The organism is Shewanella sp. 1180_01, from assembly GCF_052850535.1.
The window spans coordinates 1-17109 of record NZ_VXCT01000065.1 but is presented as its reverse complement, the minus strand read 5'-3'; the positions used below and the strand labels follow the sequence as shown (position 1 = coordinate 17109).

Sequence of the window (17109 nt, the reverse complement as noted above, 5' to 3'; positions counted from 1 at the left end):
AAATCTGTGATCTATGTCAAGCATGAATCTTATGCAGTTTACGTTCACGTCAACTTTATGGTGTAAAAAAAGGGTGATAATACACCCCTTTCTTAACTGACTAAGATTACTTAAGGCTAGAAAGATACTTAGATAGTGCGTCGATATCGCTATCGCTTAGCTTTTTAGCCACATCTTGCATCATGCCGTTCAGGTCATTATGACGACCCGCTTCACGGAATTTTGTCAGTTGGATCTTGATGTAGTTGGCGTGTTGGCCAGCCAATGTTGGGAAGCCTGCAAGTTCTGCGCCTTTACCATCTGGGCCATGACATGCCATACAAGCGGTAATGCCACGTGAAACATCGCCACCTTTGTAAAGTTTAGCGCCTAACTCAGGGACATCTTTCGCTTCAGCCACTTGGATTGCTTGGCTAGAAAAATATGCAGTAATGTCGAGAATATCCTGATCGCTTAGGGGCATTGCCATGCCACTCATGATAGGATCCATACGACCGTCTTTACCGCCAGTTTGCGCTGCACTACGGAAATCATGTAGTTGCTTTTGGAGGTAAGTGGCGTGTTGGCCCGCAAGTTTAGGGTACATATCGATCATACTGTTACCGTCCATACCATGGCAGGCTGAACAGACAATGATTTTCGTTTTTCCCGCTTCAGCATTACCTTCAGCAATCGCAGGTGAAGATATGGCGGCAATTACAACAGACAGCGCAAGAGCTAGCTTTTTCATGGCGTTCCAACTTCTGGTTAAGATTATTATCCTGAGCTTACTAGGGTGACCCGCAAGCGTGGTAAAATATGATTAATGTGATCGGAGTAATATTTTACACGAAAACGTGGAAAAGTAAGTAATTCTTCATAAATTATGGTATTGCGTAGAAAAATTTCGGAGTAAATAGTGACTGAATCTCGTATAGATTTTCGTAGGGCAAAGTTTTTAATCAGTGCACCTGACATTGCACATTTGGATCAATATCTGCCCGGCGATGTTGGAGTTGAGATTGCATTTGCTGGCCGCTCTAATGCTGGAAAGTCTAGTGCACTCAATGCATTAACTGAGCAAAAAAGTTTAGCAAGAACCAGTAAAACCCCAGGTCGAACTCAATTAATTAACGTATTTGAGTTAGATGCTCAGCGTCGTTTAGTTGACTTACCTGGCTATGGTTTTGCACAAGTCCCGCTTGCGTTGAAAAATAAATGGCAGCAGGCATTAGGTGAATATTTGCAAAAACGCGCTTGTTTAAGTGGCGTGGTTGTCTTGATGGATATACGTCATCCACTAAAAGATCTCGATATGCAGATGATTGAGTGGGCGGTTGCCAGTGAAATCCCTGTGTTAGCTTTGCTGACCAAGTCAGACAAATTAGCTCAAAGCGCTAAGATGAAAACCGTAAATGAAGTGCGTCTGGCGTTGAGTGAGTTTGGCGACTGGGTACAAGTTGAGCCTTTCTCATCGCTTAAAGGAACCGGTAAGCCTAAAGTGTTGGCTATTCTAAATGAATGGTGTCATCCGCAATGGTTGACTGATGAGTTAGATGCGGCGAACAACGCCGAATAATATTGCCTGTTTTGGCATACATGGTCGAGTTTGACTGTGTATGCCGCCCCTCTGTTTTTCCTGTAGTTTTTCCTTATATTTCCCTCTTGTTAAGCTTTTATCCCTATTAACTTTTCGTCAATTTCAGGCAAAAAAATAGCCGATGACAGTGTCACCGGCCAAAAATATTAGCTCTTTTGGGGAGAAGCTAAATTCAACAAGACTCAAGCACCACCAAATTAGCTTCAATGGTTCTCAATGAAACTAGCATACAGCCAATTTACTTTTTATTAAAGTAAATACTCTAAAATTTACCTAAAGTCTGAAAAAAGAGCAAAAAAAAGCCTCAGCAAACAAGTTGCTGAGGCGCCAGAATTTGGCTCATCACTATAAGTGAAATAAAGGTCTGAAAGATAGAACATCTTAACCTCTGTACCCTACGCAGAGAATATTACTCCATTTATCTTTAAATGGAAAACAGTTTTTTCAAAAAAAGAGGTAATTATGTGCGCTTGATCTCAGGTTATGAGTGAAAAATCATCTTAAATTGATCTTAAAATTTCATTAAAAATGCTTAATCGGCTGATTTAGCGGGGTAATCCGAAATTTATATACAAAATAGATCAATATTTGAGATTTAATGTTTTTACTCTAAATCCGGCTTAATGTTTTAGTGTACGCGTGAGAGAACAACCGTTATGACACTTTTGAGCATATATGGCTGGCTTTAACGCCGTTTCGATTCGCGTAATCACACCCTTGAGTCTCCATCTGCTGCGGCAGTGTATCGATGAGCTCTACTGCTAAATGAATCAGGTAAAGATTGTTTGGTAGTGATGCTGCCGATGACGTTGCATCGTACTTAATGCACTAGTGTTTGTGGGGTAAGGAATGTTTAGTTGCGAGTCATGGTTTGGGTCGTCTGTTAAGTTGCGCAGCGCTTAATTAACTAGCGTGTTCGGAATACAGATTGTTTGGCTGTGAGTCATACATTATGTCGCGCCGAACTTGATGGTCTAATACGTGTGGAGTCGAGATTGCTTCGTTGAGAGTCATACATTGTGCTGCCGATGCAGTGTTTCTTAACTTAATGATCTGATTTGTATTGTGAAAAGATAATTTTCGCACAGTGATGAAAGGGACTCAGTATTGATGTGCTTAGAGATGATTAAGACGGGAGAGAGCTAACCTGAGTTCAAAATATTGAATTCAGGTTAGCTTTATTTACTTTAAATTATATTGATAGTGCTAGTTTTGATGTCACTAAGGTTAGTGGGCTTCATCCCAGTTATTACCAATGCCCGCTTCGGCAAGCAGTTCAACATCGAGATCGGCGGCTTGTGCCATTAAAGTACAGATTGTCTTTTTAAGCGCTTCTGCTTTATCCGCATCGACTTCAAACACCAATTCATCGTGAACCTGCATGATCATAGTGATTTCGCCTTGGGTTTCTGTCTTGATCCACTGGGCTATATTGATCATGGCCTTTTTGATTATGTCGGCAGCCGTGCCTTGCATTGGTGCATTAATCGCAGCACGTTCAGCACCTTGGCGGCGCATCGCGTTACGATCACGGATTTCGGGTAAGTAGAGACGACGACCAAACAGAGTCGATACATAACCTAGGTCGGCTGCCCCCGCACGCGTTTCTTCCATATAACGTAATACGCCTGGATAACGGGCAAAGTAGGTGTCGATATAGGTTTGTGCTTCATGGCGCGGGATATCGAGCTGGCGCGCTAAACCAAAGGCTGACATACCGTAAATTAAGCCGAAGTTAACCGCTTTGGCGCGGCGACGCTGTTCTGTGGTTACTTCATCAAAGTCAGTACCAAACACTTCGGCAGCTGTAGCTCTGTGGATGTCTTTGCCCTCGGCGAAGGCTTTGAGTAAGCCTGCATCTTGGGATAAATGGGCCATGATCCGTAGTTCGATTTGCGAGTAGTCGGCGGCCAAAATTTTACGGCCTGCTGGGGCGATAAAGGCTTGGCGAATACGGCGACCTTCCTCGGTGCGAATCGGAATATTTTGCAGGTTAGGTTCGCTTGACGATAAGCGACCTGTTGCCGCATTAGCTTGATGATAGCTAGTGTGTACGCGACCCGTTTTGGCGTTGACCATCAGTGGCAGCTTATCGGTGTAAGTGCTCTTTAACTTAGATAGACTTCGATGCTCGAGGATCACCTTTGGCAGTGGGAAATCTAACGCTAATTCGACTAATACTTCTTCCGCGGTCGATGGCGCGCCCTTTGGGGTCTTTTTGGTGATCGGGTAACCTAGCTTTTCATAAAACAATACTTGCAGTTGCTTAGGCGAACCAAGGTTAAATTTCTCACCGGCAATGTCGTAGGCTTTTTCTTCTAAGGTATCGATTTTACGCGCTAGCTCGTCGCTTTGTTGGCCGAGTAACATGCTGTCGATTAATACCCCTTGGCGTTCAATATCTGACAATACTTGGATCAGCGGCAATTCGACTTCGGTAAACATAGCGGCCAGTTCCGCTTCTTTTTCGAGTCTTGGCCACAAATGTTGGTGTAAACGCAGGGTGATGTCGGCATCTTCGGCCGCATAAGGCGCAGCCGTTTCCAGTGGAATTTGGTTGAAGGTCAGCTGTTTTGCACCTTTGCCAGCGATTTCTTCGAAGCTGATATTCTTATGGCCTAAGTACTTGAGCGCTAAGCCATCCATATCATGGCGCGAAGCCACTGAGTTGAAGACATAGGATTCGAGCATAGTGTCGAAAGCGACGCCCTGCAGTTTGATACCCGCATTGGCTAAGATACTTATGTCGTACTTAAGATTTTGACCGACTTTCTTAAGTTTTGGATCTTCAAGCAGTGGACGCAGTTTTTCTAGCGCGACGGTTTTATCGATTTGAGTCGGTGCGCCAACATAATCATGGGTCAAAGGCAGATAAGCGGCTTTTCCTGCCTCAACGGCGAAAGATATCCCGACTAATTCGGCTACCATGTAATCTAAGCTGGTGGTCTCGGTATCTACCGCCATCAAGTCGGCTTGTTTAAGCTTAGTAATCCAAGCGTCTAATTCGGCTTCCGTAAGAATGCAGTCGTACTGTGTTGCAATCGCTTCGACTGGAGTCGAGTCTTCCTGTGTCTCGGCTGCCGCATCAATTGGAGTATTTGCAGTGATTTTATTATCTAAGACTTCGGCTAACCAACGCTTAAACTCCATCTCGCCGTAGCATTTGATCAGTTCATCTTTGTCCGCAGGCTTGATGGTAAGTTCGTGCCAATCTTGCTCAAGTTCGACATCGGTTTTGATGGTGGCGAGTTCGTAAGAAAGCTTGAGCATGTCGGCATTTTCAATGATCTTTGCCGCCATGGTTTTAGAACCTCTAAAGCCCAGCTCGGCGACTTTTTCGGGTTCAGCTAATAAGTTACTTACGCTGCCGGCTCCTGTGAGCATAGCGAGCGCCGTTTTCTCACCAACGCCGGGTAAGCCGGGAATGTTATCGGCCTTGTCGCCCATCAGCGCGAGTAAATCTATGATACGGTCTGGACCGACACCAAATTTGGTGACGACTTCTTCTGGGCCCATTATGGTGTCTGTCATGGTGTTGATGAGCGTAACGTTCTTATCGACTAACTGCGCCATGTCTTTATCGCCTGTGCTGATAAGCACGGCACGGTTTTCTAAACTGGCTTGGCGGGCAATAGTGCCGATCACGTCATCGGCTTCGACGCCGGAAATTGAAATCAGTGGTAAACCTAGTGCGCGAATAATGCGATGCAAGGGTTCGATTTGCGAACGTAGATCATCAGGCATAGGTGGGCGCTGTGCTTTGTATTCGCTGTACATGTCATTGCGGAAGGTTTTTCCCTTGGCATCGAACACGACTGCGATATGGCTTGGTTGATAACGGGTCAACAAGCTGCGTAACATATTCACTACGCCATAAACGGCACCCGTTGCTTCGCCCTTTGAGTTTGTCAGGTGAGGAGGCGCATAATAAGCGCGATACAAATAAGAAGATCCATCCACAAGCACAAGTGGGTTTTTAGCGACGGTTGGCATAAGTATTTTTCGTTTATCGATGACGTAGATAGCGCTAAGCATGCCACATAAGCGCTATTTCAGCCACGGCAAAATGACTCCCAGCCTGTGGATAAGTCTGTGAGTGAAAAAGTCAACTGAGAATAATGGCGATGATTAAGGCTTAGTGCGATATTTTTAAGTTGTTGTTTTTTATATTTATAAAAGATTTGTGTGAGTTTAATACTGTTTCTTAAAAAATCTTCCCAATTTGTGGATTTTTTATTGACTCCGTAAAATACATCTAAGGATTGGCTTAATTTTCGGCACTCGTCAGATTCGACGAATTAAGTTAGCACGATTTTTAATCAGATCAACTAGTTTGTTTATGGTTTGTTAAAACTTAATGACATAAGAAGGATATTTTTAATGAAAAAAGTCGCAGTGTTACTGAGTGGGTGCGGTGTTTTCGATGGAACAGAGATCCATGAATCGGTTTTAACGCTTTTATGTTTATCTAAAGCTGGGGTTCATTACCAATGTTTTGCACCTGATATCAAACAGATGCATGTGGTAGATCATCTCACTGGCGAGGTCGATGCTGCTGCAAGTCGTAATGTGCTGGTGGAGTCGGCGCGCATTGCCCGTGGTGAAGTTAAATCGACTATGGAATTAGCGATCACTGAATTTGATGCCTTGATCATTCCCGGTGGTTTTGGGGCGGCAAAAAATCTGTGTAATTTTGCGACCAACGGCAGCGAGTGTGAAGTGAACCCGCTGGTCACTGATTTTATTAATGAGTTCATTTTGGCGAAAAAGCCCGTTGGCTTTATCTGTATCGCCCCTATGATGATCCCGCGTTTATATCCCCATGGTGTAAAAGGCACTATCGGTAATGATAGCGATACTGCCGCGGCGTTTAATTTGATGGGCGGTGAGCATCAAGTCGCCACTGTGCATGAGATCGTCGTGGATGAAGCCAATCGGATTGTCAGCACTCCCGCTTATATGTTGGCTGGAAGCATTGCTGAAGCGTATTCAGGCATCGAGAAGCTGGTTGCTAAGGTACTGGAGATGACTGACGCGCGTTAGGTTTGCAGAAGTGTAAGAGCGCGTCATTGAACCAAGATAAATCCCCATGCGTTCTTCAGGATTTATCTTGGCTCACGGAATTAGATTGAGCTTGAGGACTTGCGGCTATCGAATAAACCTTGGGCTAACCCTATGAGTAAGCCACCTATGTGGGCACCGTTCGCAACGGCAACCCCTAGAATATCCGTGAATCCCAATGCCAACCAAATCATCATAAAGGCCATATATGATGGCGGTAAGCCTATACCTGCCACAGGTTTACGTATCCCCATGATCCAAGTGTAGCCCACCACGGCATACACAACGCCAGACAGCCCGCCGAAGTTCGGCCCACCGACATAATATTGGATGACGTTTGGCAGTGTGCCCGCCACAAACAGCAAGATTAGCAATGGCGCTGTGCCGATACGGGTTTCGATTTTACCGCCTAAATACCACCACCAGAGCAAGTTAAAAATGACGTGCATGGCTGAAAAATGCAGCAGGCTCGGGGTAAAAACACGCCAGAACTGGCTGAACTCTGAATTTGGTACCGCGCCAAAATAGGACAGTGCTGCGTAGGTTTGGTTGGCGAACCCTAAGTTCATCGCCGCAAAAATGAGTACACAAACCGCAAATATGATGAGTGTGACTGGGCCTGCGCCGGTAATGAATTGGGTAAACAACTGTAGCGAAGGGGCGCCGTAATCTATCTTAGTTTGGGTATCGCCGTGTTCCCACGAGGCTTGTAGATATTTACTGTCGTAGGGATGAGCCATGAAATGGGCAAACTCTGTGCGCGCTTGCTCCAGATCTTTGTCATGGATGACGAGAATGGCGACACCTTGCTCCAGCGGCTCAATTTGGCAGTCAATGTGTTCACCTTTGAGGTAATCGACAAATGCCTGCGCGGCTCTACTGTTGGGGAGTCGGCCAATTTCTATCATGCATTTGCCTCATGCCAGGCGCTATAGCCGCCGTCTAGACTGTAAACGTCATCAAACCCTTGCTCGCATAAATACTGTGCCGCATTTTGGCTGCTCATACCGTGGTAACAAACCACCACTAGCGGGCTGTCCATATCGGCTTGGCTAATAAATTGCGCTAGGTTTTCGTTATTCAGGTTAGTTGCACCTGCAATATGGCCGTTGGTGAAGCTATTGCCATCGCGGATATCGACGATTTGCACTGGCTGTGCTTCGGTCATTTGCAGCAATTGATTAACGCTTAAGTGTTTAAAGGAAGACATAATAAAACCTGACAGAGCTAAGAGATGGAAATCAAGATGGGATAAGTGTGCAACAAGGGGCTGCGAGTGTACAGCCCCTATCTAAGTAATGCTCTGCAGGATTAATCCCAGCTGAGGATCACTTTACCAGATTGGCCCGAGCCCATGGCGTCGAAACCTTGTTGGAAATCATCAATCTTGAAGTGGTGAGTGATGATAGGCGAAATATCTAAGCCCGATTGGATAAGGCTCGCCATCTTGTACCAAGTTTCGAACATTTCGCGGCCGTAGATGCCTTTAATGACCAAACCTTTGAAGATCACTTTGCTCCAATCAATCGCCATTTCGCCACCAGGAATACCCAGCATAGCGACTTTGCCGCCGTGGTTCATGGTATCTAACATGGCGTGGAAGGCTGATGGTACGCCAGACATTTCTAAACCGACGTCGAAACCTTCGGTCATGCCCAGTTCTTTCATCACGTCTTTCAAGCTTTCTTTAGACACGTTGACTGCGCGAGTGGCACCCATTTTTCGGGCCAGCTCTAAGCGATATTCGTTAACGTCGGTGATCACCACATGGCGCGCACCTACGTGACGACATACTGCCGCAGCCATAATGCCGATTGGGCCTGCGCCTGTGATCAATACGTCTTCACCGACTAAATCGAAGGATAATGCTGTGTGCACAGCGTTACCAAACGGGTCGAAGATTGATGCTAAATCATCGCTGATGTCATCAGGGATTTTAAAGGCGTTAAAGGCGGGAATCACTAAGTATTCCGCGAATGAACCTTCACGGTTTACACCGACACCAGAGGTGTTGCGGCATAAATGGGTGCGGCCAGCGCGGCAGTTACGGCAGTGGCCGCAGGTAATATGGCCTTCGCCAGATACGCGGTCGCCAATCTTAAAACCACGCACTTCTTGTCCGATATCAACCACTTCGCCTACATATTCATGACCAACAACCATAGGGACTGGAATGGTTTTTTGTGACCATTCGTCCCAGTTGTAGATGTGCATGTCGGTGCCACAAATCGCCGTTTTTTTAATTTTGATCAGCAGATCGTTGTGGCCCATTACTGGCTTAGGCGCATCGACTAACCAAATACCTTTTTCGGCTTTTAACTTGCTTAGTGCTTTCATTGTCTTAAGTCCTAAATAATGCCCATTTCTTTGGCAATACGGGTAAAGGCGGTGATCGCTTTGTCGAGTTGCTCACGGGTATGTGCCGCTGACATTTGCGTACGGATACGGGCTTGTCCCTTAGGAACCACAGGGAACGAGAAGCCAATAACATAAATATGTTCTGCTAATAAGCGGTTAGCAAAGTCGCCCGCCAGTTTCGCATCGCCAATCATCACAGGGATAATCGCGTGGTCGGCGCCGCCTAAGGTAAAGCCAGCTGCTGACATTTGCTCACGGAAATAACGGCTGTTTTCCCATACGGCTTCGCGCAGGGCTTGGCCTGATTTCAGCATTTCTAACACATGGATAGACGCAGTCACGATTGACGGCGCTAATGAGTTAGAGAACAGGTAAGGACGTGAACGCTGGCGTAACCAGTCGATGACTTCTTTTTTACCCGAAGTGAAACCGCCCGATGCGCCGCCTAGTGCTTTGCCTAAGGTGCCTGTGATGATGTCGACTCTGTCCATCACATTGCAATATTCGTGGGTGCCACGGCCGTTTGCGCCGATAAAGCCTACCGCGTGAGAGTCATCGACCATCACCAGTGCGCCGTATTTATCGGCTAAATCACATACGCCTTGCAGATTAGCAATCACGCCGTCCATCGAAAATACGCCGTCGGTGGCGATCAAGATATTACGGGCGCCTGCTTCTTTCGCGGCGATCAACTGAGTTTCTAAATCGGCCATGTCGTTGTTGGCATAGCGGAAACGCTTGGCTTTACATAAACGTACACCGTCGATGATAGAAGCATGGTTTAGCGCATCGGAAATAATCGCGTCTTCAGCATCTAACAAGGTCTCGAACAGACCGGCGTTAGCATCAAAACATGAAGAGTAAAGAATGGTGTCTTCAGTGCCGAGGAATTCGCTCAGGCTAGCTTCTAGCTTTTTATGGATATCTTGGGTACCGCAAATAAAGCGCACTGACGCCATACCAAAGCCGTGGCTGTCTAAGCCCTGTTGGGCGGCTTTGATTAGCTCTGGGTGATTCGCTAAGCCTAGGTAATTATTCGCGCAAAAGTTAATAACTTCTTGCTGATTAACTTGAATGGCTGTCTGTTGCGGTGAGGCAATAACACGCTCGCTTTTATATAAGCCTTCGGCTTTGATGTCTGCAAGCTGTTGATTAATCTGTGCGTAGAATGAGGTAGAGGCCACCTGATATCTCCTTAGTTAACTTTATTCTGATTTTGGGAGTGGCGGCATTCTAACTCTAAACCTAATCGGCCTACAGCCTTTTTTTCATGCAGGTTCGCAAGATAAACTAGTTTAGGGCTAAAGTTGTTTTTACATTATAAAAACTAATGTGCAACATAAGTTTGCCACTGTTTGGCTGAGTCTTCTTTTAAGGAATGTAGAGCGAAAAACGGGCTCGCACTCAGTACTATAATTGCTTTGAGTCTAGTACCGAATGCGAGTTCCCAACATAGGTGTCTGGGATGATGCTAGAGGGATTCTTGATTCGCTAACGCGTGATAATGCTGCTCTAGGCGAGTAAACGTCGCGACGGATGTCGGGGTTGCATAGGCTTTGAAAATCATCAGTACCCTCAATACACCTTCATAGAGCGTCGCTTTAGTGATGGTCGACGTGCTGGATTGCGTGAGTTGGTAGCCGATCCAAAAGCTGACGATCATCTTGATGGTATCCGCCAGTGGCGTGATTTTGTCGCTCTCTAAGTGTAAAAAGCCATCTTGCTTAAGTTTATGCAGTACGTGGCTCGAACGCGTTAAAACTTGTTGCTGTGCATGCAAATAACGTTTTTTTAGTTCTTCATCGCGGGCGAGAATATCCGCAAGGTTGGCGTACATAAAGCGGAATTGCCACAGGGTATAGAACATAGCATCGAAGTAGCCGATTAACAGTTCCACATCCACTTGCTTATCTTCATAGGGTTGGAAACCCGATTCGAGATGATTCTCATATAAGCTGAAAATACAGCGGATAATGTCTTCTTTATTGCGAAAATGGTAATAAAGATTCCCGGGACTCATATTTAAGTGAGCGGCAATGTGATTGGTGGTGATGTTTCTTTCGCCATGCTCGTTGAACAGTTCAAGACTGGCATAGATTATTTTGTCGCGGGTTTTCATAAGTTATCCAAATTGCTAGTGAACGCCACATCATAGATAGAGTTAACCAACGACCGCCATACTGCTGGTAAATTATCCCTAATTTGGTGCATATGCTAACATTGCCGCCATTCATCAGGCAAAACTCATAAGCACGTTTTTAATGAATCGTTTTCTCTATTCCACGATCTTATATTTATTATCCCCTTTGCTAATCGTCTATTTAGCATTTCGTGCTATCAAAAGCCCTGATTACCGTGGTCGTTGGGGGGAGCGTTTTGGATTAACCCAACTAAAATCGACGGATTTACTGATCCATTCTGTGTCTATGGGGGAAACGCTCGCGGCAATCCCCTTGATCCGTTTGATTATGCAATCACACCCTGAGCTAAGTATTACGGTTACCACAACCAGTCCAACAGGATCTGCGCAGGTGCGCAAAGCCTTTGGTGACTCAGTGCAACATTGTTATTTGCCCTTTGACTTACCTTGGTGCGTGCGGCGTTTCTTGCGCCAAGTCTCACCTAAATCTTGCATCATTATGGAAACCGAACTGTGGCCTAACTTGGTTGCTGTTGCTGCTAAACGCGGTGTGCGCTTGATGTTAGCGAATGCTCGCTTATCGGCCAAGTCGGCGGCGCAATATACTAAGCGCCCTAAACTCAGTCGACCTATGTTGCAACGACTCGATGTTATTGCGGTGCAGACTCAAGTAGAAGCGCAACGTTTTATCGAGTTAGGTGTATCGCCGGACAGAGTGACAGTATGCGGTAGCTTGAAATTTGATCTCAGTATTACGCCTGAGCGTTTAGCCCATGCTAAGCAGTTGCGTCAGGCTTGGGGGCGTGAAACCTCGCCGATTTGGGTTGCTGGCAGTGTGCATCCTGGAGAATTTGACGCCATGCTCGCCGCCCATAGGCAATTATTGGCTCGGTGGCCCTATGCCTTGATGATTATTGCACCGCGTCATCCTGAGCAGTTTTCTGCCGTTGCTGAGGTTGTTGACAGCCAAGGTTTTGAATCTGTTCGTCGCAGCAGTAATCTTCCTGTGACGGCTACGACACAAGTGCTGGTGGGCGATACCATGGGTGAACTTCTGACCTTTTATGGCGCGGCGGATCAAGCTTTTGTCGGTGGTACGCTGATCGCTAACGGTGGCCATAATCCCTTGGAGCCAGTCGCTATGGGCGTGCCTGTTATGGTGGGGCCGAACCATTGGGACTTTGCCCAAATTACGCAGATGTTGGCGGACGCTGGTGGGCTAAGGATTGTCGCTTCGGCGGATGAACTGGCGGCTAATTTGATTGCCTATTTTGCGAAACCTGAATTGCGCCAGCTGGCGGCAAACGCAGGATTGGCAGTGGTTGAGGCAAATCGCGGTGCCTTGCAACAACAATATCTTCTCGCGCAATCTTTAATAACCGCTTAATTCAACGGAATAATTCGTTTAGTGGATCAGGCGCTTTGCATCGCCGCTTGATAGCCTTGCATTAGTGATGACCAGTTATCGGCGGTGAAGGCAAGACTTGGCAGTTTGCCTTGTTCTTTATTGAAAGAGCGTAACAGTCTGTCTAGATTCGATTGCTGCCATTGCGGGCTCGGTGTTTTTAACTCACCGCGGTCGAAATCGATAAGATAAAAGCGCTCTGGCGTTATGGGTGCAGTTTGCGCTGGCTGGAACAGAATATTTTTGGCATTGAGATCGGCGTGGTACACACCGCGCTGGTGGAATTGGGCGATAGTTACTCCCAACGCCTGCCATTGCTCAGTGTTCATGAGCCCTTTGCTGAGTTTAGCGACTAAATCTTCGGCGCCTTCGACCCGTTCGATAATGATATCGGCGCGGTAAAATAATCCATCGCGTACTATGTTGGCGGCAATCGGCTTAGGTACAGCAAAATCCTCGTGATACAAAATGTTTAATAAGCGTAACTCGCCGATGGCGCGGGTGTTTTCGAGGCCGGTATAAACGTAAGCATCTTTGCTGAATTTCTCCATTAAGCCGCCACGCCAATAATGCCGCAATACCCAATGGCTGTGTTCAAATGCCACAAACCAAGTGGTGTAGCGGCCTTTGGATGAACCGACGACAGCATTTTTAGCCCGCCAAAAATCCACCGAGAACCACGCGGGATCGATATCTGTTGGCGTATCTTGGCAAACTGCCATATGACCTTGGGCGGTTTTTATGATCTGTATCTGAGCATTCATGGGAGATTTGTTGACTTAAGCGTGGCACCTAGGGCCATTCTACATTAAGATCCTTAGCTTGCGCCAAATAACCTTAAGAGCTAATTAGCTTCAATCCCAATGAGTTTAAATCCCAATACCATGAATTCCCTTTGTTTGCTTCGCTTATCCGCAATCGGTGACGTCTGTCATGCCGTGGCTATGGTGCAGGCGATTCAGCGGCAATATCCCGAGCTCAAAATCACATGGGTGATCGGTAAACTCGAATATCAATTGTTGAAGCATTTACCCGGCATTGAGTTTGTTATTTTTGATAAATCTCAAGGATGGCGTAGCTATTTTAATTTACGTAAGGCATTAAAAGGCCGACGTTTTGATGTGCTGCTGCATATGCAGGTTGCGCTACGTGCAACTTTGGCTTCATTAGGCATCTCGGCAAAAGTGCGCATAGGTTTTGATCGTGCCCGCGCCAAAGAAGGTCAGTGGCTAGTGACGAATCGTAGGGTTGAGCCACTGGCGAAGCCCCATGTGCTCGAAGGATTTATGGGATTCGCTAAGGCGATTGGCGTCAAGGATCTCACTCCTCAATGGCATATCCCTGTACCCATTGCGGATACTGAATTTGCCCAGACGCAGATTAAGGACAATGAAAAAGTCTTTATCATTTGCGCCGCAGCCAGTAAGGCTGAACGTAACTGGTTGCCCGAGCGTTATGCCGCCGTCGCGAGTTATGCGATTGCGAAAGGATTTAGAGTCATGCTGTGCGGTGGCCCAACTCAACTTGAGAAGGATTTAACAGAGCAAATCTTGCAGGCTTGTCCCTCTAAAATCGATAATTTAGTGGGCAAAACCAGTCTGGCTCAACTATTAGCGCTGCTAAAACGCGCTAGTTTAGTGTTAGCGCCTGATACGGGCCCAGCGCATATGGCGGTGACCCAAGGCACGCCAGTCATTGGCTTATATGCCCATTCAAATCCTGGGCGCACTGGTCCGTATTTATCGCAGCAATATGTGGCGAGCGCCTATGATGAGGCGATAGCATCCCAACATAGTGGCGAAGTTAAGTGGGGCACTCGCGCCAAAGGCGAGCATTTGATGGCTTTGATCAGTGTTGAAGCCGTGATTGAGAAGTTTGAGCTGGTGGTGAATGATGGTCATGTTTCAGACGGAATTTGCGGGTATTAAAGGGTATTTATGACAGTCCAAACGTCCACTAAATTTTTATTTATTCCCGTATCATCGGCCGAAGGCATTGGCGAATATATGCGGTCTATGATCATCGCAGATGAGGTGAAACGACTGTGGCCGAGTGCTGAGATCAAATTTATTTTGAGTCAACAGGCCCCCTATGCGGCTCAATGTCCTTATCCGGCAGTGCTACTTGAAGATACGCCGACTAAACAAGTCAAAGCTGTGAATCAAGTCATGTCTGATTACCTGCCCGATATTGTACTATTCGATGCTTCTGGGCGTAAATCACAGTTAGCGCATGCCCATAAACTCGGCGCTAAAGTCATATTTCTCAGCCAGCATAAGCGTAAGCGCAGTCGTGGAATGAAAATTGGCCGTGCTTTAGTCACGGATTGTCATTGGGTCGTGCAACCAGAATTTGTGATTGGACCTATTAGTTGGTTAGATCGCTTGAAGCTGAAACTCATTAATAAACCTGCGCCTTTGAATATCGGCCCCGTCTTTACTCAGCCAGATGCAAGCACCCAATCGGCGTTATTAGCGCAATACCAGCTAACGCAAAATGAGTTTGTATTATTTAATGCGGGTTCTGGTGGGCACAAGTTAAATGGCGAATTAGCCGCAGATATTTTTGCTCAGGCCGCTCATGAAAGCTATAAAGCATCTGGCATTACAAGTGTGATGGTTTTCGGCCCAAACTACCCTAATCCTTTGCCTGAGCTTGAGGGGATAGTTGTTATTCCTCAATTGAATAATCAGCAATTTATTAATATGTTGGCTGCGGCTAAGGCTGCCGTATTGAGCGGTGGAGATACTTTATTACAGGCGATAGCATTACGTAAACCAACACTTGCAGTTCCTGTATCAAAGGATCAGCCGCCGCGCATTGCAAAGTGTGTATCTGCAAATGTTGCTTTAGGAAGTGTTACTGAGCTTGATGTGCTTAATGGTAATATTAAGCAGTTATTATCTTCCGAAGGCATTATGCGATTGGCAACAAGTTTAGAAAAAGATTATAAGTTGAATGGACTTGATCTTGTGATGAAGCAGTTAGAGCGGTGGATCAGGTTGTAATGGAAAATCTTAAATTTATTCTTTTTAAAAAATTTAGAGGATCTCAAGTTATGAGTGTTGATGAAAGAGTATATGATTATTGTGAGTTTATAGTTGATTTGACTAAGCTCGATGAACCTAGATTACCTGGTATAAGTGCTATTCTTCGTATAAAAAATGGTGCTGAATTTTTAAGGTCTAGTATTGAGTCTCATCTACCTTATTATGATGAGATTGTTGCATGTTATAATGATTGTTCAGATAACACTGCTGAGATATTAAAGGAGTTAAGTGAGATTTATCCTGAAAAAATAAAGGTCTTTGAATATTTACCTAAAGTACATCCTATTTTTTCTGGTGCGCACAATAGTAGCTCTACTGATAATGTGCATAGTTTGGCTAATTTTTCTAATTTCACCCTGTCCAAAGTTCGCTATAATGTAGCAACAAAGTTGGATGATGATCATATCGCAATAGATCGAAATTTAGCCCCCGTTATAGATACAATACGACGTGATATAATGTTAAAAGTGCGTAAGATATATACTTTTTCAGGAGTTAACTTAGCTTTAGATGCTAATGGGAAATTGGGTGTATTCCAGCAAGAACCCCTTGTTGGGACGGGTGACCATATGTATTTCCCTGTATCATCAAAAATTTATTTTTCTCAAGAAAAAGATTTTGAGTCTTTTCATTTTGTTGAAAAAAATGAAAAAAAATATATGGGAATTATGTATTTTCATTTGAAATACTTAAAGGAAGGTTGTGGCTTTGTTAATCTGGAGCCGAAAAAGCGGGCCGAGATTCTAACTAGGCATTTACATTTCGCTGGTGTCGCTGAACTTGATGATTTTATAAGTGAGAGTTCGATAAAACGATTGCGTAAGCATCATAATCCCATTGAGTACTGGTTGAGAACGCAGCATCTTGTTAACAAAACTATTTATTCAGTTCTGGGGCGTAACCCACCATTAAGAATTGCTAGATTATCTCAATTATATGATGATCTAAATGGATTGAAACTTGATGAATGTGTTGTTAAGCGAATTAAGCGATTTTAAATCGTTCATAATATTATTTACTAGGAGCCAGTATGAATAAGAGTACAGTCTCACTCGTTATTACTAGCTGTAATCGTTTTGATTTGCTTGAAAAAACAATTGAAAGTTTCTTAAAATATAATACTTATCCTATATCGCAATATATTGTCATAGAAGATAGCCATAATCGCGAGAAACTTGAAAATACCTTAGCAAAATTCAAAGGAATTGAATTTGTTATGGTTCACAATGAACCGCAGTTAGGGCAAATGAAAAGTATCGATAGAGCCTATTCTTTGGTAACTTCTGACTATATATTTCATTGTGAGGATGATTGGGAGTTCTATCGCGAAGGCTTTATCGAAAAATCGCTCGAGGTTTTACTTTCAGATGACAAAATAGTAACAGTCTGGTTGCGTGAAACTAATGATACTAATAGCCATACAGTGCTTCCTGAGTTGTACTTTTGTAAGAATGATGCTTCATTGACGTATCGGGGCATGCATCAAAATGATTTACTTCATGGCGTCTATTGGCAT

The 17109-nt window shown here is 45.1% G+C and carries 15 protein-coding genes; 7 read left to right on the top strand and 8 right to left on the bottom strand.

The window, feature by feature from the left end; genetic code table 11:
* Positions 1–106: 106 nt before the first annotated feature.
* The gene (locus FW758_RS21650; RefSeq protein WP_006084749.1) at positions 107–730 is read right to left on the bottom strand and encodes a c-type cytochrome; all 624 of its coding nucleotides are present in this window, start codon (positions 728–730) and stop codon (positions 107–109) included.
* 168 nt (positions 731–898) lie between these two features.
* Here FW758_RS21650 and yihA point away from each other — a divergent pair, with 168 nt between their 5' ends.
* Entirely contained in the window at positions 899–1558 is a 660-nt protein-coding gene (gene yihA / locus FW758_RS21645) for a ribosome biogenesis GTP-binding protein YihA/YsxC (protein ID WP_006079362.1), read from the top strand.
* A 1248-nt stretch (positions 1559–2806) separates the two neighbouring features.
* On the opposite strand, the gene polA is transcribed toward yihA, so the two are convergent.
* Positions 2807–5572 carry a DNA polymerase I gene (gene polA / locus FW758_RS21640; protein ID WP_446446479.1) on the bottom strand — a complete coding sequence of 922 codons (2766 nt, stop codon included), beginning with the start codon at positions 5570–5572 and terminating at the stop codon, positions 2807–2809.
* Positions 5573–5959: 387 nt separating this feature from the next.
* Here polA and elbB point away from each other — a divergent pair, with 387 nt between their 5' ends.
* Complete coding sequence (elbB, locus tag FW758_RS21635) at positions 5960–6622, top strand: isoprenoid biosynthesis glyoxalase ElbB (RefSeq protein ID WP_446446478.1); 663 nt, start codon at positions 5960–5962, stop codon at positions 6620–6622.
* Positions 6623–6702: 80 nt separating this feature from the next.
* Here elbB and glpG read toward each other — a convergent pair whose 3' ends face one another.
* The 5 genes from glpG to FW758_RS21610 form a co-directional block, all read right to left on the bottom strand.
* Positions 6703–7548: a rhomboid family intramembrane serine protease GlpG gene (gene glpG / locus FW758_RS21630; protein WP_063882005.1), complete on the bottom strand. Its 846-nt coding sequence runs from the start codon at positions 7546–7548 to the stop codon at positions 6703–6705.
* Entirely contained in the window at positions 7545–7850 is a 306-nt protein-coding gene (gene glpE, locus FW758_RS21625; protein ID WP_006084745.1) for a thiosulfate sulfurtransferase GlpE, read from the bottom strand. Before glpE ends, glpG begins: the two co-directional genes overlap by 4 nt.
* A 101-nt stretch (positions 7851–7951) precedes the next feature.
* Positions 7952–8977 carry an L-threonine 3-dehydrogenase gene (gene tdh / locus FW758_RS21620; protein ID WP_006079369.1) on the bottom strand — a complete coding sequence of 342 codons (1026 nt, stop codon included), beginning with the start codon at positions 8975–8977 and terminating at the stop codon, positions 7952–7954.
* An 11-nt stretch (positions 8978–8988) separates the two neighbouring features.
* On the bottom strand, positions 8989–10182 hold the full coding sequence (locus FW758_RS21615) for a glycine C-acetyltransferase (RefSeq protein WP_006079371.1): 1194 nt from the start codon (positions 10180–10182) through the stop codon (positions 8989–8991).
* A gap of 287 nt (positions 10183–10469) precedes the next feature.
* Positions 10470–11117 (bottom strand): TetR/AcrR family transcriptional regulator, encoded by a 648-nt coding sequence (locus FW758_RS21610; RefSeq protein ID WP_011845372.1) that lies wholly within the window; start codon positions 11115–11117, stop codon positions 10470–10472.
* 142 nt (positions 11118–11259) lie between these two features.
* On the opposite strand from FW758_RS21610, the gene waaA reads away from it, so the two are divergent.
* Entirely contained in the window at positions 11260–12525 is a 1266-nt protein-coding gene (waaA, locus tag FW758_RS21605; RefSeq protein WP_446446477.1) for a lipid IV(A) 3-deoxy-D-manno-octulosonic acid transferase, read from the top strand.
* 26 nt (positions 12526–12551) lie between these two features.
* On the opposite strand, the gene FW758_RS21600 is transcribed toward waaA, so the two are convergent.
* The gene (locus tag FW758_RS21600) at positions 12552–13307 is read right to left on the bottom strand and encodes a 3-deoxy-D-manno-octulosonic acid kinase (RefSeq protein WP_446446476.1); all 756 of its coding nucleotides are present in this window, start codon (positions 13305–13307) and stop codon (positions 12552–12554) included.
* A 99-nt stretch (positions 13308–13406) separates the two neighbouring features.
* On the opposite strand from FW758_RS21600, the gene FW758_RS21595 reads away from it, so the two are divergent.
* The 4 genes from FW758_RS21595 to FW758_RS21580 all read left to right on the top strand — a co-directional run.
* The gene (locus tag FW758_RS21595; RefSeq protein ID WP_446446475.1) at positions 13407–14471 is read left to right on the top strand and encodes a glycosyltransferase family 9 protein; all 1065 of its coding nucleotides are present in this window, start codon (positions 13407–13409) and stop codon (positions 14469–14471) included.
* A gap of 9 nt (positions 14472–14480) precedes the next feature.
* Positions 14481–15551 carry a hypothetical protein gene (locus FW758_RS21590; RefSeq protein ID WP_446446474.1) on the top strand — a complete coding sequence of 357 codons (1071 nt, stop codon included), beginning with the start codon at positions 14481–14483 and terminating at the stop codon, positions 15549–15551.
* Positions 15551–16591, top strand: coding sequence for a hypothetical protein (locus tag FW758_RS21585; RefSeq protein ID WP_446446473.1), 1041 nt, complete (start codon positions 15551–15553; stop codon positions 16589–16591). The genes FW758_RS21590 and FW758_RS21585 overlap by 1 nt, the downstream gene beginning before the upstream one ends.
* Positions 16592–16623: 32 nt before the next feature.
* The coding region (locus FW758_RS21580; RefSeq protein ID WP_446446472.1) for a glycosyltransferase at positions 16624–17109 on the top strand (486 nt) is incomplete at its 3' end.